The sequence below is a fragment of the Pseudoxanthomonas sp. 97-1-1 genome, from assembly GCF_057773125.1.
Genome location: NZ_JBYMTJ010000001.1, coordinates 726603 through 752093, shown reverse-complemented (window position 1 = coordinate 752093; position 25491 = coordinate 726603). Strand labels below are relative to the sequence as shown.

At 67.4% G+C, this 25491-nt stretch carries 22 protein-coding genes; 11 read left to right on the top strand and 11 right to left on the bottom strand.

Annotated features, from left to right (window positions below; genetic code table 11):
* Nucleotides 1-18 precede the first annotated feature (18 nt).
* Both AC3DET_RS03600 and AC3DET_RS03595 read left to right on the top strand, forming a co-directional pair.
* Nucleotides 19-357 (top strand): MGMT family protein, encoded by a 339-nt coding sequence (locus AC3DET_RS03600; protein WP_192200535.1) that lies wholly within the window; start codon nt 19-21, stop codon nt 355-357.
* A 44-nt stretch (nt 358-401) separates the two neighbouring features.
* Entirely contained in the window at nt 402-1046 is a 645-nt protein-coding gene (locus AC3DET_RS03595; RefSeq protein WP_488390736.1) for a rhomboid family intramembrane serine protease, read from the top strand.
* Between the two features lie 68 nt (nt 1047-1114).
* On the opposite strand, the gene AC3DET_RS03590 is transcribed toward AC3DET_RS03595, so the two are convergent.
* The 3 genes from AC3DET_RS03590 to AC3DET_RS03580 form a co-directional block, all read right to left on the bottom strand.
* Entirely contained in the window at nt 1115-3133 is a 2019-nt protein-coding gene (locus AC3DET_RS03590) for a M13 family metallopeptidase (protein WP_488390735.1), read from the bottom strand.
* A gap of 169 nt (nt 3134-3302) precedes the next feature.
* Nucleotides 3303-4559: an aminopeptidase gene (locus AC3DET_RS03585; RefSeq protein ID WP_488390734.1), complete on the bottom strand. Its 1257-nt coding sequence runs from the start codon at nt 4557-4559 to the stop codon at nt 3303-3305.
* A 185-nt stretch (nt 4560-4744) separates the two neighbouring features.
* Complete coding sequence (locus AC3DET_RS03580; protein WP_488391163.1) at nt 4745-6823, bottom strand: M13 family metallopeptidase; 2079 nt, start codon at nt 6821-6823, stop codon at nt 4745-4747.
* A gap of 188 nt (nt 6824-7011) precedes the next feature.
* Here AC3DET_RS03580 and AC3DET_RS03575 point away from each other — a divergent pair, with 188 nt between their 5' ends.
* Nucleotides 7012-8385 (top strand): MBL fold metallo-hydrolase RNA specificity domain-containing protein, encoded by a 1374-nt coding sequence (locus tag AC3DET_RS03575; protein WP_488390733.1) that lies wholly within the window; start codon nt 7012-7014, stop codon nt 8383-8385.
* Nucleotides 8386-8424: 39 nt separating this feature from the next.
* Here AC3DET_RS03575 and AC3DET_RS03570 read toward each other — a convergent pair whose 3' ends face one another.
* The 5 genes from AC3DET_RS03570 to AC3DET_RS03550 form a co-directional block, all read right to left on the bottom strand.
* A complete protein-coding gene (locus tag AC3DET_RS03570; RefSeq protein WP_488390732.1) occupies nt 8425-10134 on the bottom strand; it encodes a CHASE2 domain-containing protein in 1710 nt (569 codons plus the stop codon).
* Entirely contained in the window at nt 10131-11789 is a 1659-nt protein-coding gene (locus AC3DET_RS03565; protein ID WP_488390731.1) for a FecR domain-containing protein, read from the bottom strand. The genes AC3DET_RS03570 and AC3DET_RS03565 overlap by 4 nt, the downstream gene beginning before the upstream one ends.
* Nucleotides 11790-11928: 139 nt before the next feature.
* Nucleotides 11929-12978: a serine hydrolase domain-containing protein gene (locus AC3DET_RS03560; protein ID WP_488390730.1), complete on the bottom strand. Its 1050-nt coding sequence runs from the start codon at nt 12976-12978 to the stop codon at nt 11929-11931.
* A gap of 50 nt (nt 12979-13028) precedes the next feature.
* Nucleotides 13029-13805 carry a queuosine precursor transporter gene (locus AC3DET_RS03555; protein WP_488390729.1) on the bottom strand — a complete coding sequence of 259 codons (777 nt, stop codon included), beginning with the start codon at nt 13803-13805 and terminating at the stop codon, nt 13029-13031.
* A gap of 3 nt (nt 13806-13808) precedes the next feature.
* Entirely contained in the window at nt 13809-14480 is a 672-nt protein-coding gene (locus AC3DET_RS03550; protein WP_337730317.1) for a DUF502 domain-containing protein, read from the bottom strand.
* A 71-nt stretch (nt 14481-14551) separates the two neighbouring features.
* Between AC3DET_RS03550 and AC3DET_RS03545 the strand changes: the two genes are divergently transcribed.
* Nucleotides 14552-15889 (top strand): hypothetical protein, encoded by a 1338-nt coding sequence (locus AC3DET_RS03545; protein ID WP_488390728.1) that lies wholly within the window; start codon nt 14552-14554, stop codon nt 15887-15889.
* On the opposite strand, the gene AC3DET_RS03540 is transcribed toward AC3DET_RS03545, so the two are convergent.
* Nucleotides 15890-16351 carry a DUF4442 domain-containing protein gene (locus AC3DET_RS03540; protein ID WP_488390727.1) on the bottom strand — a complete coding sequence of 154 codons (462 nt, stop codon included), beginning with the start codon at nt 16349-16351 and terminating at the stop codon, nt 15890-15892. It lies immediately after the preceding gene.
* Between the two features lie 45 nt (nt 16352-16396).
* On the bottom strand, nt 16397-17251 hold the full coding sequence (gene trxA, locus AC3DET_RS03535; RefSeq protein WP_337730315.1) for a thioredoxin: 855 nt from the start codon (nt 17249-17251) through the stop codon (nt 16397-16399).
* A gap of 141 nt (nt 17252-17392) precedes the next feature.
* Between trxA and AC3DET_RS03530 the strand changes: the two genes are divergently transcribed.
* From AC3DET_RS03530 to AC3DET_RS03515, 4 genes are all read left to right on the top strand, one after another.
* Nucleotides 17393-18034 (top strand): hypothetical protein, encoded by a 642-nt coding sequence (locus AC3DET_RS03530; protein WP_488390726.1) that lies wholly within the window; start codon nt 17393-17395, stop codon nt 18032-18034.
* 52 nt (nt 18035-18086) lie between these two features.
* Nucleotides 18087-18305 carry a helix-turn-helix transcriptional regulator gene (locus AC3DET_RS03525; RefSeq protein ID WP_142123772.1) on the top strand — a complete coding sequence of 73 codons (219 nt, stop codon included), beginning with the start codon at nt 18087-18089 and terminating at the stop codon, nt 18303-18305.
* A 73-nt stretch (nt 18306-18378) separates the two neighbouring features.
* A complete protein-coding gene (locus AC3DET_RS03520) occupies nt 18379-18969 on the top strand; it encodes a hypothetical protein (protein WP_446537522.1) in 591 nt (196 codons plus the stop codon).
* Between the two features lie 80 nt (nt 18970-19049).
* Nucleotides 19050-19649 carry a DUF998 domain-containing protein gene (locus AC3DET_RS03515; RefSeq protein ID WP_488390725.1) on the top strand — a complete coding sequence of 200 codons (600 nt, stop codon included), beginning with the start codon at nt 19050-19052 and terminating at the stop codon, nt 19647-19649.
* A gap of 76 nt (nt 19650-19725) precedes the next feature.
* On the opposite strand, the gene AC3DET_RS03510 is transcribed toward AC3DET_RS03515, so the two are convergent.
* Nucleotides 19726-21045, bottom strand: coding sequence for a metal-dependent hydrolase family protein (locus AC3DET_RS03510; RefSeq protein ID WP_488390724.1), 1320 nt, complete (start codon nt 21043-21045; stop codon nt 19726-19728).
* Between the two features lie 106 nt (nt 21046-21151).
* Here AC3DET_RS03510 and leuS point away from each other — a divergent pair, with 106 nt between their 5' ends.
* From leuS to holA, 3 genes are all read left to right on the top strand, one after another.
* A complete protein-coding gene (gene leuS / locus AC3DET_RS03505; RefSeq protein WP_488390723.1) occupies nt 21152-23785 on the top strand; it encodes a leucine--tRNA ligase in 2634 nt (877 codons plus the stop codon).
* Between the two features lie 112 nt (nt 23786-23897).
* Entirely contained in the window at nt 23898-24443 is a 546-nt protein-coding gene (locus AC3DET_RS03500) for an LPS-assembly lipoprotein LptE (RefSeq protein WP_488390722.1), read from the top strand.
* Nucleotides 24443-25477, top strand: a complete 1035-nt coding sequence (holA, locus tag AC3DET_RS03495) for a DNA polymerase III subunit delta (RefSeq protein WP_488390721.1) — start codon at nt 24443-24445, stop codon at nt 25475-25477. The genes AC3DET_RS03500 and holA overlap by 1 nt, the downstream gene beginning before the upstream one ends.
* The last annotated feature ends 14 nt before the right edge of the window (nt 25478-25491 follow it).

Here is a 25491-nt window from a genome sequence, read left to right as displayed (position 1 = left end):
CCGCTATGCTAATCCGCCATGAGCGCCAAGTCTCCCGAAGATCGCATTCTGGCCGTCATTCGCGCCATTCCGCGCGGACAGGTGGCAGGCTATGGGGAAGTGGCGCACCGCGCGGGATTGCCTGGCCGTGCACGGCTCACCGCGCGCATCCTCAGCCAGAACGACGATGCCACGCTGCCGTGGCACCGCGTGCTGCGGTCGGATGGGCGCATCGCGTTCCCTGATGGCTCGAAGGCGTTCCGCGAACAGAGCCAGCGCCTGCGCGCGGAAGGTGTGAAGGTGGAGAACGGGCGCGTGAAACGCCCGCGCAGGGAAGACGACCTCGATGCCGCCCTGTGGGGGCCTGGCGCACGGTGACGCGCCGCCGATTATGATGTGACGCGACAGTCCCGAGGCCCGCCATGTTTCCCCGTTTGCTTCCCGTCACCCGAAACCTGCTGATTGCCAATGTCGGCGTCTACCTCCTGCAGCTCATGCTGGGCAATGCGTTCCAGGCATGGTTCGCGTTGTGGCCGGTGGGCCATGGCTTCATGCCATGGCAGTTGCTGACGTACGGGTTCCTTCACGACACCAGCGGCCTGACGCACCTGCTGTTCAACATGCTGGCGCTGTACATGTTCGGTTCGTCGCTGGAACAGACATGGGGCCCCAAGCGGTTCCTGACCTACTTCCTGGTGTGCATCGTGGGCGCAGGCCTGCTGCAGCTGATCGTGGGATGGTGGATGGTGTCCGCCGGCGCGCTGCCATACGCCACGGTCGGTGCATCCGGTGGCGTGTTCGGCCTGCTGCTGGGTTACGGCATGTTGTTCCCCAATCAGCGGATGATCGTGTTTCCGTTGCCGATGGAGATCAAGGCACGCACGCTGGTGCTCTTCTACGCGGTCCTCGCCCTGGTGCTCGGCTTCACCGGCTTGCAGCCCGGCGTGGCGCATTTCGCGCATCTCGGCGGCATGCTGTTCGGGTGGTTGATGATCCGCTACTGGCGCGGCCAGCCACCGTTAGGTGGACGCCGCCGGGGTCCGCCGCGGATGCGCGTCGTGAAATAAGGCGGGCGGCAGCAACAAAAAAACGGCGCGGATATCCGCGCCGTTTTCGTCAGGGTGACGTTTCCGGCTCAGCGCCAGATCCGGACCTGGTCCGCTTCCTTCGCCTGCATCGGCTGGCCCGCCTTGCAGGTGAAGGCCTGGGCGAAGGCCGGTTGCTGGGTGAGCGGACCGTTGGCGCGCCACTGGCCCGGTGCATGCACGTCCACGGCGGCGCGCTGGGCGGCTTCGGTTTCGGACAGGTTCTGCGCCCACAGCGTGGCCCATGCCTTGTAGAACGATTGCCTGGCGGCGGCATTGGCCTGCGGTTCGGCGGTGGTGAAGGCGTCCCACGCCAGTTCCACACCGGCCAGGTCGGCCAGGTTCTCGTCCTGAGTCAGCGTGCCGTTGACCTTGACGTTCTTCAGCCCCGGATATGCGTAAGCGCCGTACTGCGTTGCCACCTTGCTGCCCAGTGCATTCCACGCGGCCACATCGGCTGCGCTCCACCAGTCGCGCAGCTGGCCCTTGGCATCGACCATGCGACCCTTGCCATCGAAACCGCGGCTCAGCTCGTGGCCGACCAGTGCGCCGAACGCACCGTACTGCACGGCAGCCGGTTGCTTCGCGTCGAAGATCTCTTCCTGCAGCACGGCGGCCGTCACGATCAAGCGATTCTGGGCCAGGTCGTAGGCCAGCGCGGGCTGCTGCGGCAGCACGTCCCAGCGACGGTCGGCGTTGCCCTTGCCGATGCGCTTCATTTCCTCGCGGTGGCGCCAGGTGGACGCGATCAGCATGTTGCCGCCGAAACTGCCACGGCCCATCGGCTGCACGCTGTAGTCCAGGTCGCGTTTGGGCGTGCCGACTTCGATCTTCAGCTTGTCGAGCTTGGCCTTGGCTTCGGCCTTTGCGGCCTCGCTCAGCCAGGTGTTGCGTTCGATGCCGCGGCCCAGCGCGTCGCGCACCTGTCCGGCGATCTGCTCTGCCCGGCGCTTGTGCTCGCTGGGCACGTAGCGCTCGGCGTATTCCTTGCCCAGCATCGGGCCGGCGGCGAGGTTGACGGCATCCAGCACCTGGCGCCAGCGCGGTGCCGGGACGGCTTCACCACGCAGCACGCGGCCGCGGAATTCGAATTCGGCATCGCGGAAGGGCTTTGCCAGGTACGGTGCCATGGCGTCACCCACGCGCCAGCGCAGGTAGGCCTTCCACTGATCCGGTTTCAGGCTGCCGACGAGGCCATCGAGGCGCTTGAACAGCGCGGGGTCGGCCATGGAGACGGTGTCGTCGGTGACGCCCTGCACCTTGAGGAAGGCATCCAGTTGCAGGTTGCGGTACTGCTTGCCCAGATCCTTGGTCGGCACCGGCGCGTAGTTGGCGAACGGACTGCGCAGGTCCACCAGCGGCTTGGACACCTGTGCCAGTTTGGTTTCCAGGTCGATGACCAGCGCGGACTCGGCATCCAGCTTGTTGGCCGGCGTGCCGGTCAGGGCCAGCACCTGCTTCACGTAGGCGCGGTAGCGGCCCAGCAGTTCGCGCGTGTCGGCGTCGGTGCGGGTGTAGTAGGCGGGGTCGGGCAGGCCCAGGCCGCCCTGCATGAAGTAGCCGATGTGGCGGTCCAGCGCCTGCAGGTCCACGTCCGGGCTGAAGTTGAAGGTCACCGGCACGCCGACCTGGTGCAGCGCGGCGATGGCCGGCGCTACATCCTTGGGCTTCTTGATGGCGTTGATGCGGTCAAGCAGCGGTGCGATGGGCCTGGAACCGTCCGCTTCCACGGCGGCTTCGTCCAGGCCGCTGGCCCAGAAGTCGCCGAGCAGTTTCTGCACGTTGCCTTGCGGTGCCTTCATGGCCCCATCCAGCAGTGCGCGCTGCTGCTCCAGGGTGCGCTCGCGGAAGGCGCCCAGCACGCTGACGCTGCCGGCACCGGCGGGAAGGCTGTTGTTCTTCAGCCAGTCCGCATTGGTGGCGGTATAGAAGTCGGTGCACTGCGCGCTCACGGCGGGGGTGGTCGCGCGCTTCTTGCGCTGCGCTTCGGCATGGGGGGCGCCCAGCGCGATGACGAGGGCGAAGGCGATCAGGGTGGGGCGGCCGAGAGCGGGGCGCGGGCTGGGCATCAGGAGAATCCAGGGGTTCAGGGGTCGGGCGATTCTAGCAAGCGCGCCCCATCTGCCCTGTCACGGTCCCCCACATCTGCCGACGGTCTTGGCGGCACATTCATGCGCTGTGTCACAGAGCGCACATGCCGTGGTGGGCGGGCGTCCGTGCCCCTGCCCACCCAGGACGTCACAACGCCAATTGCCCCTTGTCCACGATGACCTTGCCGTCCAGCGTCACCGTGCTGCCGGGCAGGAAGAAGTTCAGGCCGTAGGCGAGGACATTGTCGCCGCCTGCCCACAGGTTGTTGCCCAGGCCCAGGGTCACCGTGCCGGCCGGCACCCAGTTGCCCACCTGGCTGCCGGAAGGCAGTTTGACGTTCGGATTGATGCCCATGTCGAAGAACGAGACGTCGTTCTTGCGGGCATCGCTCACGGCATCGAATTCGGCCTTCAGCGCTGCGAAGCCGGGCCCTGTCCCGGTGAGTGCGGTGATCTTGCCCCCGGCGACGGTCACGGCGAGGTCATCGATGGCCTGCCCGCGGAAGTAGTCGCGGGTGGCGACGATGCGGCCTTCGCCGGTGCCCGCGACGGGCGTGGTGTAGACCTCGCCGGCAGGCAGGAAGACCTGCAGTGCGGGACCGCCGCTGCGGATGTCCTCCGGTGAAATGACGCCGTCACTGACCAGCACCGGGCGTCCCTGGATCCGCATCCGGTAATCGGTGCCGTTGGGATGGCTGATATGCAGTTCGTTGCCGGCGGCCAGCGCGCCTTTCACCGCCTGTCCCCGGGTCTGCAGCGCGGCATGATCCACGTTGACGCCCTCCCAGAACGTCCTGGCCAGTTCGGTTTCGGACATGCCCAGCCGTTGCGCGCGCCATGGCGTGGGATACAGGCCGTTGCCGATCTCCACCTGGCGCACGTTCTCCTTCATGAACGCCTGGCCGATGGCTTCCCCGGCTTTGCCGCGCGCCGCCACGCGCTGCGGGTCGGCGCCTTCGAACAGGTTTTCCGAGGTACCGTTGCTCAACGAGATGACCACGTCGAAGACCTTGGACAGCGCCAGGTCCAGGGCCGGCGCCTGGCTGTCGAACTGCGCCGGTACATCGAAGAACATCCGCTTGGCGAGCCGGTCGCTGGTGTATTCGATCATCGGGAAAGCGCCCACGCGGCGCACCTGCAGCGCGATGTCTTCCAGCAGTTCGGCATCGTGGGTCCTGCCGACGATGATGACGGCATCGCCCTCCTTCACCGCTGCGCTGGCAACCAGGCGCTGGGCAAGCTGCTCGAGGTCAACGGGTGGCGCGGCGCGTTCGGCGGGCTCGGCGGCGGTGGATTCAGCCGTGGCCTGCGCGTCCGCAGGAGGCGGTGTTTCCTGTTTCTGGCACGCGGCCAGCACAACGCAGGCGATCGCGGCGCCCAGTATCGACACGGTGAGACGGGTCATGGCAGTCCTCCTTCGATGGGTGGAAGCACAGCCTTGCAACGCCCCCTCGATGCGTGGCCAGCACAGGGGTGACGCCCGGAACACCCCCGAACGGCCGACCGCCGGGCGGACCGTAACCGGGGATGCGCAAAAGGAAAGGCCCGGACGTCGCCGGGCCTTTCGTGCATCGCATGTTGACGCGGGACTCACCAGATCACGACATGCTGGTCGCCGCTGCGCACCATCGCGTCACCCGCCTTGCAGGAGAACGCCGCCGCGAACGCCGGCAGGTTCGACGGCGCACCGATCGCGCGGAACTGCGCCGGGGCGTGTTCGTCGGTGGCGATGCGGTTCTTGAGTTCCTCCGGAGTGAAGTTGCGGCGCCACACGGTGGCCCAGTTGAGGAAGAAGCGCTGGTCGCGCGTCAGGCCGTCGGTCTTCGGGTCGGGCGTGTCGCCGGCCGCCGCCTTCATCGCGTCGTAGGCCGTGGCCAGACCGCCGAGATCGGCGATGTTTTCGCCCAACGTGTGCTTGCCGTTGATCTTCTGGCCGTCACTGGTGCGGTAGTCATTGAACTGCGCGATCAGCTTGTCGGTGCGGGAGGAGAAGCCCTTGGCGTCGGCCGGGCTCCACCAGTTCTCGAACTTGCCGCTCGGTCCGAAGCGGCTGCCCTGGTCGTCGTAGCCGTGGGTCATCTCATGGCCGATCACCGCGCCGATGCCGCCGTAGTTCATTTCATCCGACGCATTGGGGTCGAAGAACGGCGGCTGCAGGATGGCGGCCGGGAACACGATCTCGTTCTGGAACGGGTTGTAGTAGGCGTTGACCATCTGCGGCGGCATGCCCCATTCGGTCTTGTCCACGGGCTTGCCGATCTTGGCCAGGTCGAACTTGTAGTTGAACTCCTGCGCGGCCAGCACGTTGCCGATGTAGCTATCGCGGCTGGTCGCCAGGCCGGCCCAGTCGCGCCACTTGTCGGGGTAGCCGATCTTGGTGGTGAACGCGGCCTGCTTCTCCATCGCTTTGGCCTTGGTCTCGTCGCTCATCCACGCCAGGTTCTGGATGCGGGCCTTGAGCGCGGCGCCCAGGTTCGCCACCAGGGTTTCCATCTTGGCCTTGGCTTCCGGCGAGAAGGCCACCTTCACGTACATCTGACCAAGCGCTTCGCCGCTCTGCCCCTCGATGGTATCGAGCACGCGCTTCCAGCGCGGCTTGATCTCCTTCTGTCCACGCAGGGTCTTGCTGTAGAAGTTGAACTGCTCGTTCGCGAAGGCATCGCTCAGGTAGGGCGACGCGCCGTCGACGGTATGGAAGCGCAGGTACGCGCGCCACGTTGCCGGGTCGGTGTCGCCGAGCATCTTGCTGACTTCCTGGTGGAAGGATGGGATGGCGAGCGAGAACTGCTGCAGGCCGGCGACGCCCTGCGACTCGAGGAACTTCGTCCAAGAAAAGTTCGGCGTCAGCTTGTCGGCGTCCGCGATGGACACCATGTTGTTGTACAGGCTCACGTCGCGGGAGAGATCTTCGCGCGACTTCGAAGCCTTCGCCAGGCGCGTTTCGAACGCCATGATGTCGATGGCCTGCTTCTGCGCGTCGGCTGCGGTGGTGCCCGACAGTTCCAGCACCTTGGCGATGTGCGCGATGTACGCGTCGCGGATGTCTTTCTTGTCGGCGTCGATGTAGTAATTCTTGTCCGGCAGGCCCAGGCCGCCCTGCGTGGCGACCGCCGTGTTCATGTCGGGATTGCTGAACTCCGGCAACGAGCCGAAACCGAACAGGAAGGCCTGGCCCTTCGCGGCGGACTCGTTGAGGTACGCCACGATGGCGTCCTTGTCCTGCAGGCCGTCGATGGCCGTCAGCATGGGTTTGATCGGCTCGATGCCCTGGGCGTTGACCTTGGCCTCATCCATGCCGGTCGCCCACAGGTCGCCGACGATCTTCTCCACGCCGGTCGCACCCGGGTGCGCAGCGGCCTGCTCGGCCAGTTGTTTCTGGATGGCGGTGGAGCGTTCGGCCAGCATCTCGAACGCGCCCCAGCTGGTGCGGTCGCTGGGAATCGCATTGGCGGCCAGCCAGGTGCCGTTCGCATAGCCGGCGAAGTCGGTGCAGGCGTTCTTGGTGGTATCCAGGTCGCCGATCTGGAAACGGTTGACGCCCGGCAGGCTGCTCTCGTCCAGCTTCAGTTCCAGCGCGGCCGGCGCCTTGGCGGCGGTATCGGCGGCGGGTGCGGCATCTTCCTTCTTGGCGCAGGCGGCCAGCACGGTGGCCACGGCGAGCGACAGCATCAGGATCTGGGGTTTGCGGGCAATCACGTTCTACTCCGGCCCCGGGCAGGGCAATGGAAAAAAGGAACCCCCTGGGTGGGGGCGTGCCGCGACTCTACGCCTGTCCCGGGGAGGGCAGGTGTGTCGAAGGTCATGCCTCCCCGCCCCGGAGGGCACATACTGGGCGCACCTTCGGGGAGGGCATTTGCATGCAGGTCCATTTCCACGGCGCCGCCGGCGAAGTCACCGGCTCCATGCACCTGGTCGAGGCGGCGGGCAAGCGCATCCTGCTGGACTGCGGCCTGATCCAGGGGAGTCGCGAGGCCGAGGCGCGCAATGCCGAGCCGTTCCCGTTCGACCCGGCCACGCTCGACGCGGTGGTGCTGAGCCACGCCCATATCGACCACGTCGGCAGGCTGCCGCTGCTGGTCAAGCGCGGATTCCGCGGCCCCATCCACACCCAGGGTGCCAGCGCAGAACTGCTGCCGATCATGCTGCTGGATACGGCATCGCTGTCCGAGTCCGAGGCCGAGCGCGCCAACCGCGACCGCCGCCATGGCGAGCCGGAAGCAGAGCCCCTGTTCTCCGCGCAGGACGTGCACGCGACCCTGCGCCAGGTGCAGCCGATGCCCTACGACGAACGCACGACCATCCTGCCGGGCGTGGACATCGCCCTGCGCGATGCGGGCCACATCCTGGGCTCGGCCATCGTCGAGCTGTGGGCCGAAGGCCGCAAGCTGGTGTTCTCCGGCGACCTGGGACCGAAGGGCACGCCGATCCTGCGCGACCCCGCAGTGATCACGCAGGCCGACCTGCTGCTGATGGAATCGACCTACGGTGACCGCAACCACCGCGACCGCCCGGAGACGATCCGCGAACTCGGCGAGATCTTCGACCATGCGTGGCGCGACCGCGGCAACGTGCTGATACCTGCTTTCGCGGTGGGGCGCACGCAGGAACTGCTGTACTGGTTCGCGCGGCACTGGGAGGCGTGGAAGCTGTCGCGCTGGCGCATCTTCCTGGACAGCCCGATGGCGGCCAAGGTGGTGAATGTCTATGCGCGCCACCATGGACTGTTCGACGAGGACGCGCGACGGGTGTGGTCGCAGTCGCCCAATCCGTTCCGCCTGCCCAATCTGCATGTGTCGGAAACCACGCAGCAGTCGATGGCCATCAACCAGATCGAGAACGGCGCCATCATCATCGCCGGTTCCGGCATGGCCAATGGCGGGCGCATCCAGCACCACCTGCGCTACAACCTGGGGCGCCGCAACGCCCACATCGTGTTCGTCGGCTACCAGGCGCAAGGCACGCTGGGCCGGCGGCTGGTGGATGGCGCATCGTGGGTCCGCATCCACGGCCGCGACTATCGCGTCAACGCCCAGCGCCACACGGTCGGTGGCCTGTCCGCGCATACCGATCAGCGCGGCCTGCTGGCGTGGTACGACAACTTCCAGCCATCGCCGCCGCTGGTGCTGGTGCATGGCGAAGACAAGGCACGCGAAGCGCTCGCGGGCGAGATCGGGGAGCGCCACGGCGCACCGGTGGAACTCGCAAGGCCGGGAATGGTGATGGACGTCTGAGGCCCGGGGCGTGGTCCGTGCGGGCGCCGATACCCGACATCAGACCCGCGTGGCGGACGTTCCCACCGGTTCGGCCTCGCCGGTGTGGCTGACGCTGCGGTTGCGGCCGGCCTGCTTGGCCCGGTAGAGCGCGGCGTCTGCACGATCGAACACGTCTTCCGGCCCGGCGTCGTCGCCACTCATGTGGGTGTGGATGCCGATGCTGGCGGTGAACGGCGGTGGTGTGCCCGTGCTGGTGCCGTGGGGTTTGCGGCCCTGGTTGGCCAGATCCACGTGGATGGTGGTGGCGATGGTTGCCGCCGCCTGTGCCGACGTTTCCGGCAGCAGCAGCGCGAACTCGTCGCCACCCAGGCGAGCAACCAGGTCGCGCGGTCGCCGCGCACGGCTGCGCAGGATGCGGCCCAGGGCCTTCAATGCGGCATCGCCAGCCGCGTGTCCCTGGGTGTCGTTCAGTTGCTTGAAGTGGTCGATATCCATCACCAGCAGCGACAGCGGCTGGCCGCTGCGACGTGCCACGCGCAACTCCTGGTCCAGCGCGTGATCGAAGCGGGTGCGGTTGGCCAGTCCCGTCAACGCATCCGACTGCGCCTGTTTGTGCGTCCTGCGAAGCAGGCGGTAGATCCACAGCGATGCGCCAAGCGCGAGCACCAGCAATGCCGGCACGGGAGAAAACCAGATGTGCCCGTAGCGCAGCAGCAGTACCGAAACCACCACGGTGCCTGCCATGGTCAGGACCGTGGGCAGCCAGACGCGGCGTAGCCCCGGCAGCAGGGACAGCAACAACGGCAGTGCCGCGAGCGCCGCGGACAAGCCCGCCTGCCAACCTTCCCCCAGCGGCGTGATGGCGGCGTCATTCAACAGCATGTTCAACAGGTTGGCCTGGTAGTCCGCGCCACTCATGCTGGCGGCCACCGGCTGGCCGGGCGCGCGGGCGATCGGCCCCATGCCGGTCGCGCTCACGCCCACCACGATCCAGTTGCCCCGCAGGAGCGAGGCCGGTATGCGCTGGTTGAGGACGTCCGTATAGGACACATGGCGGAAGGCGTTGGGCGGCGCAGCGAACGGCACGCGTACCTCGTGGTCGCGCACCCACTCGTAGGGTGATGCAGGCGCCAGGTCGGTGGTCACCAGCCGGCGCCCCGGCAGCTCCGTGTTGGCGCCGGGCGGCTGCTCCAACTGGAGCAATGCCAGCGCCAGTGAGGGCCAATGCGGTGAACCCAGGCCGGCACGCAGGTAGACGCTGCGCGCCACGCCATCCTCATCGAGCACCATCTCGGCGTGACCCAGCGAAGCCGCCGAGGCGGCGAACTCGGGGATCGGCATCAGTTCGACGGTGGCACCGTTGAGCTGGACGGGCTCGGCGAATACCGGCAGTACCACGCGGCCACTGCGGCTGATCGCGCGGGCCAGCAGCGCATCGCCTTCCGGATCGAAGAGGGCAGGCTCCGACAGCAGGATATTGAACGCGATGCCCTTCGCGCCGGCCAGCCGAAGCCGGTCGACCAGTTGCGCATGCGTGCGCCGTGACCAGGGCCAGCGGCCCAGCTCGGCCAGGCTCTTCTGGTCGATGTCGACCACCACGATGCGGGGGTCGGCATCCGGGGCCGCGCCCAGCACCAGCCCGTCATAGACAGCGGCGTCCGGGGCCATGGTCACACCGGACAGCGTGACCAGGATCGCCAGCGCAGCCGCGCCCACCGCCGTCAGCAGGCGGGATTTCCATTTGGGCGCGGGCGCGGCGGTACTCACAGGGCGAGCAGTATGAGCAATGCCCCTGCTCCAGCGCCAATGCGGCACAACCGGCAGGGCACGTCGATCACCTGCGGCGCCGGGACCGGGCCCTCGAATCCGTCGACATCGATCGTCTGGGCACGCAGGTACCAGGTGCCACCACGCAGCCGCGGCAGCGTGATTTCGGGCTGGTCGACCAGCATGTCCACCTGCGCCTCGCTGAAGTCCGGGGTGCGCGACATCTGGAAGCGGTAGCGCTGGCCGGGCTGGCCGGCGAGCCAGCGGAAGGTCACCTCGCGCGTGTTGCCGGCTTCGGCTTCGCCGCCATCGATGGCCGTTACTTCGACCAGGGGGCGCAGGGTGAAGGCAAGGCTGTCACCGAAGGGGCCGGCCTTCCCCTGGCGATCCACGCTGCGGATGCGCCAGGTGTAGTCGCCCGGCGGGAGGGCATCGGGAAGCCGGGTGGAGGTGGCGTCGTCCACGCGGGCACGCGCGACCGGCTGCGCGTATCCGCCGCTGCCGGCGACTTCGTACTCGTAGGCGACCGCGTCGGGTGCGCCGGTCCAGTTCAGTGTGACCTCCGGTGTGCGGACCACGCTGGCCGCCGCCGGGGCGATGGAATACGGCGGCACGGGCTGGCCGTCGATCCGGACCTGCACGACGGCGTCGCGGCCCTCCAGGCCGTTTGCGCCGATCGAGCGCACGCGGACGAAATAGCGCCCGGTGCCAAGCGCGGGCAGGGTGAAGGCCGGTGCATCGCTTTCCGCGTCCACCCGCAGGCTGTCGAAGGTGGCGCTTTCGCTCACCTGCACGCGATACCGCGTTGCGCCGGGCACGGCCGGCCAGGCCAGCTCGGGGCGCGTGTTCTGCGACAGCAGCGGCGCCTGCGCGAGCTTGGGTGCGGGCAGCAGCTTGACGGGTGTGACGGCCGCCTGGCCCGCCGCCACTACCGCGCCGAACCCTGGACGGACCAGCGCGCCGCGCTGGCTGCGCGCACTCACGGCGACGCGGCCTTCGAGGACTTCGGTGTGCGTGCGGCCGTCAGCGGCCTCGACGCGGAACCGGGTACCCCTCACCGCGGAGGACGCACTGGGCGTGTCGACGATGAAGTTGGCCGCGGGTCCGCGCAGGCGGCGCACTTCATTGCCGATGCGCCCGCGCTGCAGGCGCAGGCGTGTGTCGGCCATGCCGGAGCGGCCGAAACGCGTGAGGCGGTCCAGCAGCAGTTCACTGCCGCCCAGCAGCAACAGGCGCGAACCATCGGCGAACTGCAGGCTGAGCGATGCATCCGGCGAGGTCTTGAGCACGGCGCCACTGGCCAGCGACATGCCGGCCGTGACGGGGGCATCGGTTCCTGCCGCCGTGGTCCGGGTGACGGCGCTGCCCTGCACGGCCACGACCTTGGCGCGGGCGGGCTGGCTGTCCAGCCATTGCAGCGGAATGCGGAGGGTCGAGCCAGGCGCGAGCGCGTACGGGTTGGTGATGCCGTTGTGTTCCTGCAGCCGCTGCCAGGGAATGGTGGGCTTGAGGTATGCACCCGTCACGTCCCAGAGCGTGTCGCCGGGGCGTACGCGGTAGGCCCAGTCCTGTGCCTGTGCCGACCACGAAGCCAGCAACAGGATCGCCAGCCCGCAACCCAGCCATCCTTTCCCTCGGATCGCCCACTTGTGCATCGCCCACTCCCGCTTCTGCTGCTGCGAAATGTTGAATCGGTCACAATTATAGGCGCTTACCGTTGACCGACTGGCCGGTTTTGACGGGTTTTCACGTCACATTAGCCTCCTCCGCCAGGTCGGCTCGCTGGCCTGTGGATCAGGGCGAGGCGCCCCACAATCCCGCGATGCGACGCGCCAGGCGATACGGTTCCGGAGCGTCGCGATTGGTCAGCACGACCACGGTCAGGCGCTGCGTGGGGAAGCGGACCAGCACATTGCGGAAGCCGATGCTCTCGCCGGAGTGCCACTGCATTCCCCCTTGCAGGCGCCAGCCGAATCCGTAATGCGCCACATCGGGCTCGGGGGTGGCGTTGGCGGGCTGGAACGCCAACGTGCGCGATGCGGCACCCAGCAGGCGGTCGTCATACAAGGCGGCGTCCCAGCGTGCGAGGTCGGTGATGGACGAATAGATGCCGCCATCGCCCAGCACCGCACTGGTCGTGCTCTGGTCGGTACGCTGCCATGTGCCATTCGCGAGGCTGTAGCCGTATGCGCGATGCGCCACGCCGGGGCCGTCGTCTTCGCGGGCAACCGTTGCGTCCATGCCCAGTGGCGCGAAGATGCGCGTACGCAGGAAGGTGGCGAACGGCTGTCGCGAGGCGCGTTCCACCACCAGCGCGAGCAGGGCGTAGCCGCTGTTGCTGTAGCGATAATCGCTGCCGGGCTTGAAGTAGAGGCGCTCCTCCCGTTCGAGCAGCCGCAGCACATCCGCGTCATGCACCTGGGTGGCCTGGCCCTCGGGCAGCAGGTCTTCGTAGTCGATCACGCCGGAGGCATGGCTGAGCAGGTGGCGGAGCGTCACCGCATCGGTCGCTGCGGGCAACGCTGGCAGCCAGCGGCGCACGGGGTCATCCAGGGTCAGCGCGCCTTCTTCCGCCAACAACAGGATGCAAGCGGCCGTGAACTGCTTGCTGATCGACGCCAGCCGGAAATTGGTCTGTGGCGTCGCGGCGACACCGGCCTCGAGATCGGCCAGTCCATAGCTGCGCTGGAACACCGCGTCGCCTTCGTGAAGCACGAGGACCGATGCGCCGGGCACCGTGCCGGTGTAGTCCCGCATCCACGCGTCGATCGTGGCTTCGCGCGTCTCGGCGCCGGCATTGCCTGCGGTCATCAACAGCACTCCGAGCATCCAGGTTGCCTTCATCGCCGCCTCGCCTCGATGAAACGGTGCAAGCCTAGCGCATGTGGCGGGCGTCAGTCCGTGGCGGCTTCCAGGCGCAGCTGTCGTTCGCGTTCGTGCCCCAGGTAACGGCGGATACCGTGGCGCATGACGTACAGCAGCGGGATCAGCGCGATCGCGGCGAGCATCTTGTAGGCGTAGTTCACCGTGCTCACGGCGAGGAACAGGGAGGTCGGCCACTTCTGCGGGCCCAGCACGAAGGCGATGTAGATCACCACGAAGCTGTCCACCAGCTGCGAGATCGCGGTCGAGCCGGTCGCGCGCAGCCATACCCAGCGCTCGCCGGTGGCGTTGCGGATGCGATGGAACACCGATACATCGATCAGTTGCCCCGCCAGGAACGCGACCACCGAGCCGGCGATGGTCCACATGCCCTGGCCGAAGATGGCGGCGAAGGCCTTCTGGTAATCCGGCACGCCCTGCGACTGCGCGGCCTCGACCCACCAGCCCGCCGGTGCCAGTGCGATGGCGGCGAAGGCGAAGCAGAAGCCGTACACGATCAGGGCCACCGCCAGCCACGAGATGAAGCGCACGCCGCGTTTGCCGAAGAACTCGTTGATGGTGTCGGTAAGGATGAACACGAACGGCCACAACAGCGTACCGGCCGTGAAGCTGAGCGATCCGGTCTGGCCGAACAGGGCCCACTCCAGCGGCGCGATCCCCAGCGTGTCCTCCAGCGCGAAGATCTTGACCCCGATGAACTCGGCCAGCACCGCGTTGGCGCAGAACACCGCCGCCAGCACGATGAAAAGACGGACCGCGCGATCATCCAGGGTGCGCGGCGCATGCATGGTTCAGCGGTCCCCGGCGCGGGTGAACGGCATGGTTTCCGGCGCCACCGCACCACCGGAGATGATGAAGCTCATCGCCTGGTCCACGGTCCAGTCCGTGGGCGTCAGCAGCTCGACCGGCACGATCTCCAGATAGCCCGAGGTCGGGTTGGGCGTGGTGGGCACGTAGACCGCCGCCAGCTCGCGGCCGCTGCCTTCCTCGCGGATCACCCGCGTCACCAGACCGACCGATTTCATGTCCCGATGCGGAAAATCGATGAGTACCACGCGCTGCGTGCTGCCCGGCTTGGTCTCCAGCATGTCCAGCAGCTTGCGCGCGCTGGTGTAGATGACGTTCGCCAGTGGCACGCGTGCGATCAGCGCCTCGAACCAGCGCAGCAGGCGCTGCCCGACCACGCGGCGCGTCAATGCGCCCACGGCCAGGATCACGAACAGCGTGGCGATCATGGCAATCGTGTTCTGCACCCACAGGCCGTTGAACCAGCCCAGCGATTGGGGGAAGTTCGCCGCGATCTGGTGCGACATCGGCTCGACCCAGGGCTTGCTGATGTCCGACAGCAGCACAAACACGAACTTGATGACCACCCACGTCAGCCAGATGGGCAACAGGGTGAGCAGGCCGGTGATGAAGAGCTTCTGCACCGAAGCGCGGTGCGTGGGATGGTCGGGGGGCATGGGGCTATTGTAGGCCTGCATGGACGTGCGGCTATATAGTCACTTGCAGGATGCTGTGCAGGGGAAATGGAATGCGAAGGTTCTTCAGGTGGTTCGGCCTGGTCGTCTTTGGCGCGGTTGTGCTGGCCGTGGTGGCGTACCTCGTCAGTCGATGGATGCCGGTTCCCCGCGCGGATGCCGACGCTCTGGCCTTGGTGGAGGCGCCACGGCCTATGGCGGGACGCAACGGTTTCGCAGCGCTCTGGTCGCTGAAGTACGACATCCCGGTGGCGGAGGCAGAGCGTCTGCTGGCCGATGATGTCGTCCGCTTCGACGCGTCGCGGGCATGGACCGACGAAGATGAGGTGCCTCCCCATCGCTCCGTACTCGAGGACTATCCACTGCTCGAGTCGGAAGCCGACGGCGGCATGCTCTGCCGCACCAGCGGCGCCGATTGCCTGCAGCAAGTCCGCACGCGTCTCGACGCCCTGGTGCCGGTCATGGCCTCCCGCTCGGTGCTCGAGGCGCGCGTCGCTGCTCTAGACGGTTACGACTACTTCCGCAATCCGTTTCCGGCGCGGCCGGACATGCCCTTGCCTGCCTTCCAGCCCCTGGTGCATGCGCATACTGCGCACGCCTACGCATTCGCACGTGGCGACCACGAGGCGGGCCTGAGGGGCGTCTGCCGCAACGCGTCGATTGCCCGCAAGATGGTCGCCAGTGGCGACAATCTGATCGGCGGGGTGCTGGGGACCGCGCTGATGGACGCGTCGACAGATCTCTTCGTCGAAATGCTTGTGGAACTGCCTGTCGATCGACCATTGCCGGAAGCGTGCGAAGACGCCTTCAGGCCGGATGGCGCCATGGTCGCCGGCCTCTGTCCGACGATGATCGGCGAGGGAAAGTTCGCGCTGGGCACCTTCCGCGTGCTCAATGCCGCCGGACAACCTTGGTATCGCAAGCTCAAGACGGATCTGTTCCTCGACCAGCACAAGACCATGGCGATGAGCGCGCGTCGCCACGCATGGTTCTGTGGCCCGCAGGCGGAAGCGCTGGTGCGCGCCGATGTGTCACTGGACGGTCACGTGCCCTTGCATGGCGGATGGACGTTTTCCTGCCTGGGAAATCCGGTGGGATGCATGCTCGACAACATCGCCGCACCGTCGCTGGCAGGCTATGCGGAACGTTTTCAGGATGCGGAGGCGCGATTGCGTGTCGTGGCGGCTTGGCGGACGTTGCGCGCGCAGCGCAACGATGAGCGTCCGCTGGTGGAGCGACTCGATGAATGGCAGAAAGCGCATGCGACAGGTCGCAGAATCCGTGTCGGTGCTGGCGGCGATGGCCTTGAGATCGACCTGCTCAATGACAGGCAGGGCAGCGAGTTCTCGCTGCCCCTGTCTTTTGACGGTATGGGTGGTCGGCTGCGCTGATCACTCCGCCTGCCGCGCCTCGGGCTTCAGCCGCACGTAGATCTGCTTGCGCACGCGCGCGACGACTTCGTTCCGGGCGTTGAACACATCCGCGGGCATCCAGCGCAGGTGCTTCTGGCCGTTGGCGGCCTCTGCGCGGATCTCCTCAAGCACGCGTTCGTCCAGGCGGAATTCCGCATGCAGCGTGCCCTTGCCGGGCTTCACGAATTCGATCTCGGCAGCCTTGTCCCAGACGTAGTAGTCCCGACCCAGGCGTTCCTTGGCCAGGATCATCCAGAACGGATCGGTCATGGCGAACAGGCTGCCGCCGAAATGCGTGCCCACGTAGTTGCGGTTCCAGGGGCGCATGCGCAGTTCGACGCGCGCGAAGCTCCAGTCCTGGGCCATCTCGGTGACGTGGACCCCACTGAACAGGAACGGCGGCCAGACATTGAAGATGTGTCGCAGGGTAGTGGGCTTCATGGGTACTGCGCGTGCAAAAGGGACAGGTACGGGGCAATTCGGAAATCAGAACAGCAGGGAGGACATCTTGCGGCGGTACTGGCTGACCAGGGCCTCGTCTTCGATCACGCGGAACGCATCGATCAGGCTCTTCCGCGCCAATCCCTCCTCATACGCGCGGTCGCGCTTGAGCATTTCCAGGAATTGTTCCAACGCGGCCTCGGAGTCGCCTTCCACCAGGGCGCGCACGCCCAGCAGGTGGCGTGCGCGCAGGTCGTCTGCGTTCGCGGTCACCGCAGCGCGCAACGCTTCGACGGACGGTGCGTCCTTCAGCGCGGCAGCGAAGCCAAGGCGGGCGCGGGCCTTGACCGCGCGATCGTCGGTGGCAAGGTTGGCGGGCAGTGCGTCGAGCAGGCGCTCGGCCTCGGTGGCCTCGCCGGTCTTCAGCAGGGCGAGGACCAGATCGAGCTTCAGTTCGTCCTTGTCCGGATCGGCCGCGACGGCCTCGCGCAAGGCGGCGACCTGCGCCTGGGGGTCGAGCGGGGCGTCCACGACCGGGGCGTCGGCCGCCTCCGCCGGCAGGACGCCGTGCGAGGCGAGGAACTCGCGCAGCTGGCCTTCCGGCAGGGCGCCCGGAAATCCGTCCACCAGCTGTCCGTCCTTGACCAGGAACACGGTGGGCACCGAGCGGATCTGGAAGGCGGCCGCGATCTGCTGCTCCTTGTCCACATCCACCTTGGCCAGCAGGAAGGCGCCGTTGTACTCGCCCGCCAGCTTCTCGAGGATCGGCCCCAGGGTCTTGCACGGCCCGCACCACGTGGCCCAGAAATCCACCAGCACCGGCACTTCCAGCGACTTGCGCAGGACGTCGGCCTCGAAGGTCTCGGTGGTGGCATCGAAAACGTGGGGCAGCTCGCTCATCGGGTCGCTCATGGCGGGTGGGGAAGTCGCGTTCACATGGTGCCGCGGCGGGCAGGATACAAGGTGATGTAAAAATGATTTGACATTGTCCCTCCGAAATGTAATGTATGACTTACATTTTGTCTTGCAGGAGTTACGTTGATGGATGTGCGACGCGGTGGTTGGCTGTTGCTCCTTGTCGGCGCCCTGCTGGCGTTCTGGGCCCTGCTGGCCGGTCCGGGAATCCTGCTGGGCGTCGACCTGGGCAAATGGGGTACCGCGCTACTGGTGACCGTGGCCTGGGTGTCGATGTATGCGGTTTCGCGCATGCCCATGGGCGAGGCCGAGCGCGGCCTGTCGCCGGGCGAGTGGAAGGCCTGGGTGGGCACGGCGTTCATGCTGGTGGCGACCGGCTATTTCCTCGCCAAGTCACAGGTGTTCGTCGCCGGCCCGGCCTGGGACAACCCGGATGCGCGCGCGGTCGGGCGCAACCTGGTATTGCTGCTGGTGGCCTGGAGCGTGCTGACCGGCGTGCTGGGCGCACGCTGGAAGGGGCGGGTGCAGGAGGACGAACGCGACCGCGAGATCGAGAAGCAGGCCGCCGGCTGGGGACGCAGTGCACTGACGTTCTGCCTGATTGGTCTGGCGGTGATGCTGGCGTTCTCGCCCGCGGACCGGCTGGCATGGGCGACCCACTTCATGATCGCCAACCTGCTGGTGTTCGCGCTGATGTGGGGGTGGCTCTGCGAGTACGCGGCTACCGCGCTGATGTACTGGAAGGATAGGCGGGGGACGCAGGCGTGAACGGTGGTGAAGCGTCAGCACGGGTTTCGCCGCCGCATGGGCGCGACCGCCGATGACCGGCACGCCGATCGCCAACGATATCCGGCGGCTTCGCTTTGAGCGCGGCGAGATGACCCAGCAGGGCCTGGCCGATGCCTGCGGGGTGACGCGGCAGACCATCATTGCGCTGGAAGCCGGGCGCTACGCACCCTCGCTGGAGCTGGCCTTCCGTATCGCACGGGCCTTCGGAGTGGGCGTGGAGGACGTTTTCCATTGGCAACCTTTGGCATAGGGCCCCGCGGCGGCGCTCTGCTAAGGTCGCCGCCGCGGCATCGGCCGCGTCGATGATCGGTCCGGAGGCTGTGATGGATGTGCGTCGCGTCGTAGTGGGCATGTTGCTGGGATGGGCTTTCGTCGGCCAGGCGCTGGCGAAGGACGAAATCCAGGCGTCAGCCGAGTTGAACCCGCCGCCGGTCGAGGCACTCGGACAGTTCGACCGCTACGACCTCAAGCCCGCCACGCTCGCCTCCGACTATGCCGGGCACAAGGCCAACCAGGAGGCGCTGGCATCGTTCCAACGCAACCTCGACGAGCGCGTGGGCGTGTGGGTTGCAGAGCGCAACGCGGCACCTGCCACGCATGCACCCGTGCGGACGCTGGTGATCGAGCCGCGCATCGAGAAGATCCGCTTCATCAGCGGGGGTGCGCGGTTCTGGGCGGGCGCCTTCGCGGGCAGTTCGCGCATCCTGGTGAAGGTGAAGCTCACCGACCAGGCGACTGGCGCAGTGATCGCCGAGCCCGAGTTCTACCAGCATGCGAAGGGGATGGCGGGTGCCTGGACGTTTGGCGCCGCCGACAACAGCATGCTGGTCCGCAGTGCCTCGCTGGCACTGGATTACCTCAAGGAAAACCAGGCTGCCGCGCAGGGCGGCCGCACCGGCTGGGAAAAGGAATAGGGCCCCGGCGCTAAGATGCGCGTCCCCGGCGTGCAGGCTCGGTTCGTCTGCACACCTCGTCTCCTCCTGTCGCGAACGCCATGCCGATCCCCTCGTCCCGCCTGTTGCCCCTGACCGGCGTGGCCGCCGCGATCGCCTTCACCTGCGCCGTGCTGGGCTTCGGCTTGGCGCTGTCGGGCTACTCGCAGATCGGGCATCCGGTGGCGGTGCTGGGAGCGAAGGGCGTGCCGCATGCGCTGGGCTTCAACCTGCTGGGCTTCATGCTGACGGGGATATTGGCCGCAGGCACTGCGCTGGACCTGAGGCACCGGTTGCCGGCCGACGCAGGATGGCCCGCCCGCGTCGGCGCGCAGTTGCTGCTGTTGTCCGCGCTGGGTTTCGCCGGGCTGGGCGTGCTGCCGCTGGACCCGGAAGACCTGCATAACGACGCGAGCAGCCTGCACGCGACCGCATGGCTGTTGTGGTGGGTGGCATTCGTGCCGGGTGCAGCGCTGTTCGCCCTCGGCATGCGCGGGCGGGGCCGGTGGCGCCCGACGGTGGTGGCGAGCATTGCGGCGGCCGCGGTCGTGCTGTTCAGCGCGCTGCTGGCGGTCGAATGGATGCCGGCGGGCGTGGCGCAGCGACTCGGCTATGCCGCGTGGCTGCTCTGGCTGTGCGTTGCGTCGCGCGCCGGAAGGTGAATACCTCCGCCGCGCGAGCATGGCCTGGTACCGGGCGTTCCGCACGACGGCGCGCTGCGGCGCGTTCGTCATCGCGTCATCGGGCGGGGGCGTCGAGGTGCGGCCGGCGATACACCTTGCCGTCCTTCATCACGAAGTCGACCTTCAGCACCGCATTGATGTCGGCCACGGGATCGCCCGGGACGGCCACGATGTCGGCGCGCTTGCCGGTCTCGATCACGCCCTGGTCGTCCACGCCCAGCACTTCCGCCGCGCGGATCGTGGCGGCCTGCAGGGCCACGTTGGCGGGAATGCCGGCTTCCACCATGTAGAGGAACTCGCGCGCGTTGTCGCCGTGCGGGCCTACCCCCATGTCGGTGCCGAAGGCGATCTTCACCCCGTTGCGGTACGCATTGCTGGCGGTCTGCTGGATCAGCGCGCCGATGCGCTGCGCTTTCGGTCGGACCACGGGCGGGAAGTAGCCATCGATCTTCGCCTTGTCGGCCACGAAGCGGCCCGCGTAGATCGTCGGCACGTACCAGGTGCCATGCTGCTTCATCAGCCGCATGATTTCGTCGTCCATGTAAGTACCGTGCTCGATGCTGGTGACGCCGCCGAGGATGGCGCGCCTCATGCCTTCCTTGCCGTGCGCATGCGCCGCCACGCGGAAGCCGTAATCCCGCGCGGTATCCACGATGGCCTTGATCTCGTCCACCACGAACTGCGGCGCATCCCCCGACTTGGCGTAACTCAGCACCCCGCCGGTCGCGGTGATCTTGATGACATCGCTGCCGTCCTTGTAGCGCTGGCGCACGGCCTGGCGCGCCTCGTCGGGCGAATTGATCACGCCTTCGGTCGGGCCGGGCGGGCCGAGCAGGTGCGAAAGGCGGTCGTTGTAGCCGTTGGTGGGGTCGGCATGGCCGCCGGTGGTGGCGATGGACTTGCCGGCGGCGAAGATGCGCGGACCCTTCACCAGGCCCTGGCTGACGGCGTCGCGCAGGTGCGGCGCCACGTCGCCGCCCAGGTCGCGCACGCTGGTGAAGCCGGCCATCAGGGTCTTTTCGGCGAAGCCCACGGAGCGGAAGGCGTAGTCCACCGGGTCCAGCCGGAACCCTTCGGAGTAGCTCTGCGGGCTGGATTCGCTGCCGAGATGGACATGCAGGTCGGTCCAGCCGGGCGTGCAGGTGTGGTCGTTCAGGACGATCGATTCGGCGTCGGTCAGCTTGGCGCGGCCGGGAATGACTTCGGCGATCCTGCCGTCGCGGACCAGCACCGTGTGTTCGCCCAGCACCTTGCCGCTGCGGGCATCGAACAACTGGCCGCAATGCAGGGCCAGCGTGGCGGGCGGGGCCGGTTCGGCGGCCGCAACGGGCAGGCTGGCGGCTGCCAGGGCTAGGGCAAACAGGCGCTTGGTCATCTTGGATCCCCGGTTTCGACGCGCCCATGCTAACCGTTGGCGTGGCGGGTCATGGTGCGCTGCGGTACCCTTGGCCGCTTTGCCGTCGCCGTAGCCGCACACCGCCATGTCCACTGTTGCCGAACCCGCTTCCTACGATCCGAAAACCGTCGAGTCCCAGGCCCAGGCCTTCTGGGAGGCCCGGCGCGCCTTCGAGGTCGACGAGCAGTCGGACAAGCCGAAGTACTACTGCCTGTCGATGCTGCCGTACCCGTCCGGTGCGCTGCACATGGGCCACGTGCGCAACTACACCATCGGCGATGTGATCAGCCGCTACAAGCGGATGACGGGCCACAACGTGCTGCAACCGATGGGCTGGGATGCGTTCGGCCTGCCGGCGGAGAACGCCGCGATCAAGAACAAGACCGCGCCCGCCAAGTGGACCTACGCCAACATCGAGCACATGCGCAGCCAGCTGAAGTCGCTGGGCTACGCGATCGACTGGTCGCGCGAGTTCGCCACCTGCCGCCCCGAGTACTACGTGCACGAGCAGCGCATGTTCACGCGGCTGCTGCGCAAGGGCCTGGCCTACCGCAAGAACTCGGTGGTGAACTGGGACCCGGTGGACCAGACCGTGCTGGCCAACGAGCAGGTCATCGATGGCCGCGGCTGGCGCAGCGGCGCGGTGGTGGAGAAGCGCGAAATCCCGCAATGGTTCCTGCGCATCACCGACTACGCACAGGAGCTGCTGGACGGCCTCGACGAGTTGCCGGGCTGGCCGGATGCGGTCAAGACCATGCAGCGCAACTGGATCGGCCGTTCCGAGGGCCTGGAAATCCAGTTCGTCGTCGAAGGCCAGGAGCCATTGACGGTATTCACCACCCGCCCGGACACGCTGATGGGCGTGACCTTCGTGTCGATCGCCGGCGAGCACCCCCTGGCGCTGAAGGCCGCCGCGTCCAATCCGGCGCTGGCCGCGTTCCTGGAAGAACTGAAGCACGGTGGCGTGTCCGAAGCCGAGCTCGAGACGCAGGAAAAGCGCGGCATGGACACCGGGCTGAGGGCCGTCCATCCGGTCACCGGTGACAAGGTCCCGGTGTGGGTCGCCAACTTCGTGCTGATGGGTTACGGCACGGGAGCGGTGATGGCGGTGCCGGGCCACGACCCGCGCGACTTCGAGTTCGCCACCAAGTACGCGCTGCCGATCCAGCAGGTCATCGCACTGAAGGCACCGAAGACCGACGACGAAAAGACCTACGACCCGACCACCTGGCGTGACTGGTACGGCGACAAGACGCGTGACGACCTGGAACTGGTCAACTCGGGCGAGTTCGATGGCCTGGACTACCGCGGCGCGTTCGAGGCGCTGGCCGAGCGCTTCGAGCGCAAGGGCCAGGGCCAGCGCCGGGTGAACTACCGCCTGCGCGACTGGGGCGTCAGCCGCCAGCGCTACTGGGGTTGCCCGATTCCGGTCATCTACTGCGAATCCTGCGGCGCCGTGCCGGTGCCGGATTCCGATCTGCCGGTCGTGCTGCCGGAAAACGTCACCCTGGATGGCGTGAAGTCGCCGATCAAGGCCGACCCCGAATGGCGCAAGACGAAGTGCCCGCAATGTGGCGCCGCCGCCGAGCGCGAGACCGACACCTTCGACACCTTCATGGAATCGAGCTGGTACTACGCTCGCTACACCTCGCCCGGTGCGAAGGACATGGTCGACAAGCGCGGCAACTACTGGCTGCCGGTGGACCAGTACATCGGCGGCATCGAGCACGCGATCCTGCACCTGATGTACTTCCGCTTCTACCACAAGCTGCTGCGCGACGCGCGACTGGTGGACAGCGACGAGCCGGCCACCAACCTGCTCACGCAGGGCATGGTGATCGCCGAGACGTTCTATCGCGACAATGCGGACGGGTCGAAGGACTGGATCAATCCGGTCGATGTCGAGATCCAGCGCGACGACAAGGCCCGCGTCGTCGGCGCCACGCTGAAGGCGGATGGGCAGCCGGTGAAGATCGGCCCGGTCGAGAAGATGTCGAAGTCGAAGAACAACGGCGTCGACCCGCAGTCGATGGTGGACAAGTTCGGCGCCGACACCGTGCGCCTGTTCTCGATGTTCGCCGCGCCGCCCGAGCAGTCGCTGGAGTGGAACGAAGCCGGCGTGGAAGGCATGGCGCGCTTCCTGCGCCGCCTGTGGACGCAGGTGCAGAAGCATGTGGCCGACGGAGCCGCACCCGCGGTGGAAGTGGCAGCGCTCACCGCCGACCAGAAGGCCGTACGCCGCAAGACCCACGAGACCATCGACAAGGTCGGCAACGATTACGGCAAGCGCCACAGCTTCAACACTGCCATCGCCGCGGTGATGGAGCTGTCCAACACGCTGGGCAAGTTCGACGACGCCAGTGCGCAGGGGCGTGCGGTGCGCCAGGAAGCACTGGAAGCTGCGGTGCTGCTGCTCAACCCGATCACGCCGCATGCCAGCCACGCCCTGTGGCAGGCGCTGGGCCACGATGAGACGCTGATCGAGGACGTGGCATTCCCGCAGGTCGACCAGGATGCGCTGGTGCGCGATTCGGTCACCCTGGCGATCCAGGTCAACGGCAAGCTGCGCGGCACGATCGACGTGGCTGCCGATGCACCGCGCGACCTGGTCGAATCGCTGGCCAGGGCGGAACCGAACACCGCGAAGTTCCTTGAAGGCCTGGCGATCCGGAAGGTGATCGTGGTGCCGGGCAAGATCGTCAACATCGTGGCGGGTTGACCGGCGAAGCCGTGCTGCGGATGGATATCGGCGGCGGACGTCTTGCCCCGGTGTTCACCTGCGGTCCGGCTACGCTATTGCCGCCCATGACGGCCTCGTCCAGACTTCGCCCATGACCCGATTCCGCCTGCCTCTGCTCCTCGTCGCCCTGGTCTTCCTGGCCGGTTGCGGTTTCCACCTGCGCAACAAGATCGCGCTGCCGTCCGACCTGGGGCCGATCAGGGTGCAGGGCGCGTCCACGTCCTACAGCGCGCTGGTCACCAGCCTGTCGCGTGGCCTGCAGGGCGCGGGTGCGACGCTAGCCGCGCCCATCGGCGAAGACAATGCCGCGATGCCCGAAGAGCAGGTGGCCACGCTGCGCATCCTGTCCGAGCGCTGGGGCGACCTGCCTATCGCCGTGGACCAGTTCGGCCGCGCGCAGGAATTCAGTCTGCGCTACGCGGTGGTCTTCGCGTTCAAGCGCGCGGACGGGACCGACCTGGTGCCGCAGCAGGTCGTAGAGCTGTCGCGGGATTACGTGTCGCCACCGCAGGATGCGACCGGTACCGCGACAGAGCGCGAAGTACTCGCTGACGAGCTGCGTCGCGACATGGCGGCCTCCATCCTGCGCCGCATCGACGGCGTGGTGCGCTCCGGTCCGGTGAACGTGGCGCCCTGATGGAACTCAAGCCGGAACAGCTGGCCGCGCGCGGCGCGTCCGAGATGCTGCATCCGGTCTACCTGATCGCGGGTCCCGAAACGCTGCGCGTGCTGGAAGCTGCGGATGCGGTGCGTGCACAGGCGCGCGCGCAGGGCATCGGCGAGCGCGAAGTCTTCGATGCCGACGGGCGTGATTTCGACTGGGACCGGCTGGAGGCGAGCTTCAATGCGCCCAGCCTGTTCAGTGCGCGCCGCCTGGTCGAGGTCCGGCTGCCGGGCGGCAAACCGGGCAAGGAGGGCGCCGAGATCATCAGCGCGTTCTGCGCCAACCCGCCACCGGACGTGGTGCTGCTGATCACCGCCGGCGAATGGGGCAAGGCCTACCAGGGCAAGTGGAGCGATGCCATCGCACGCGTCGGTGTGGTCGCGGTGGCATGGGCCATCAAACCGCACGAGCTTCCAGGCTGGATCGAAAGCCGCCTGCGCAGCAAGGGCGTGCGTGCAGACCGCGATGCCGTGCAACTGCTGGCCGATCGCGTCGAAGGCAACCTGCTGGCGGCCGCGCAGGAAATCGACAAGCTCGCCCTGCTCAGCGAAGGCGAGGTGCTGGATGTCGAGCGGATGGAATCGCTGGTCGCGAACGCTGCCCGCTACGACGTTTTCCGCCTGACCGATGCAGTGCTGGCCGGGCAGGGCGCGCAGGTTTCGCGCATCCTCGCCGGCCTGCGCGCAGAAGGCGACATGGTCGCCGGCCTGATGCCGATGGTCGTCAAGGAGCTGCTGCGCACCGCAGCGCTGGCGCGCGTGCAGGCCAGTGGCGGCAACCTCGCTGCCGAAATGAAATCGCAGGGCATCTGGGAAGCCAAGCAGGCGCCGTTCAAGCGTGCGCTGCAACGGCATGCGACGCCAGCACGCTGGGACCGTTTCGTTGCCGAAGCGTCGAAGATCGACCGCACCGCGAAAGGGCGGGGCGATGGCGATGCCTGGGTGGGCCTGGAGCGCCTGCTGCTGGCGATCGCCGAGGCGAAGGCCGTGCGCCTGCTGGTGGCGTGACGTGGCGATCGGCG

Excerpts from the sequence above, each read along its gene's own strand:
- AC3DET_RS03525 (WP_142123772.1), top strand. The coding sequence starts at position 18,087 with ATGACCGGCACGCCGATCGCCAACGATATCCGGCGGCTTCGCTTTGAG.
- AC3DET_RS03550 (WP_337730317.1), bottom strand. The coding sequence starts at position 14,480 with ATGCCCCCCGACCATCCCACGCACCGCGCTTCGGTGCAGAAGCTCTTC.
- AC3DET_RS03555 (WP_488390729.1), bottom strand. The coding sequence starts at position 13,805 with ATGCATGCGCCGCGCACCCTGGATGATCGCGCGGTCCGTCTTTTCATC.
- AC3DET_RS03510 (WP_488390724.1), bottom strand. The coding sequence starts at position 21,045 with ATGACCAAGCGCCTGTTTGCCCTAGCCCTGGCAGCCGCCAGCCTGCCC.
- AC3DET_RS03565 (WP_488390731.1), bottom strand. The coding sequence starts at position 11,789 with ATGCACAAGTGGGCGATCCGAGGGAAAGGATGGCTGGGTTGCGGGCTG.
- AC3DET_RS03580 (WP_488391163.1), bottom strand. The coding sequence starts at position 6,823 with ATGCTGTCGCTCGCCGTGGCCACCGTGCTGGCCGCCTGCGCCAAGAAG.
- AC3DET_RS03585 (WP_488390734.1), bottom strand. The coding sequence starts at position 4,559 with ATGACCCGTCTCACCGTGTCGATACTGGGCGCCGCGATCGCCTGCGTT.
- AC3DET_RS03530 (WP_488390726.1), top strand. The coding sequence starts at position 17,393 with ATGGATGTGCGACGCGGTGGTTGGCTGTTGCTCCTTGTCGGCGCCCTG.
- AC3DET_RS03590 (WP_488390735.1), bottom strand. The coding sequence starts at position 3,133 with ATGCCCAGCCCGCGCCCCGCTCTCGGCCGCCCCACCCTGATCGCCTTC.
- trxA (WP_337730315.1), bottom strand. The coding sequence starts at position 17,251 with ATGAGCGAGCTGCCCCACGTTTTCGATGCCACCACCGAGACCTTCGAG.
- AC3DET_RS03500 (WP_488390722.1), top strand. The coding sequence starts at position 23,898 with ATGACCCGATTCCGCCTGCCTCTGCTCCTCGTCGCCCTGGTCTTCCTG.
- AC3DET_RS03575 (WP_488390733.1), top strand. The coding sequence starts at position 7,012 with ATGCAGGTCCATTTCCACGGCGCCGCCGGCGAAGTCACCGGCTCCATG.
- AC3DET_RS03515 (WP_488390725.1), top strand. The coding sequence starts at position 19,050 with ATGCCGATCCCCTCGTCCCGCCTGTTGCCCCTGACCGGCGTGGCCGCC.
- leuS (WP_488390723.1), top strand. The coding sequence starts at position 21,152 with ATGTCCACTGTTGCCGAACCCGCTTCCTACGATCCGAAAACCGTCGAG.
- AC3DET_RS03560 (WP_488390730.1), bottom strand. The coding sequence starts at position 12,978 with ATGAAGGCAACCTGGATGCTCGGAGTGCTGTTGATGACCGCAGGCAAT.
- AC3DET_RS03595 (WP_488390736.1), top strand. The coding sequence starts at position 402 with ATGTTTCCCCGTTTGCTTCCCGTCACCCGAAACCTGCTGATTGCCAAT.
- AC3DET_RS03600 (WP_192200535.1), top strand. The coding sequence starts at position 19 with ATGAGCGCCAAGTCTCCCGAAGATCGCATTCTGGCCGTCATTCGCGCC.
- AC3DET_RS03545 (WP_488390728.1), top strand. The coding sequence starts at position 14,552 with ATGCGAAGGTTCTTCAGGTGGTTCGGCCTGGTCGTCTTTGGCGCGGTT.
- holA (WP_488390721.1), top strand. The coding sequence starts at position 24,443 with ATGGAACTCAAGCCGGAACAGCTGGCCGCGCGCGGCGCGTCCGAGATG.
- AC3DET_RS03520 (WP_446537522.1), top strand. The coding sequence starts at position 18,379 with ATGGATGTGCGTCGCGTCGTAGTGGGCATGTTGCTGGGATGGGCTTTC.
- AC3DET_RS03540 (WP_488390727.1), bottom strand. The coding sequence starts at position 16,351 with ATGAAGCCCACTACCCTGCGACACATCTTCAATGTCTGGCCGCCGTTC.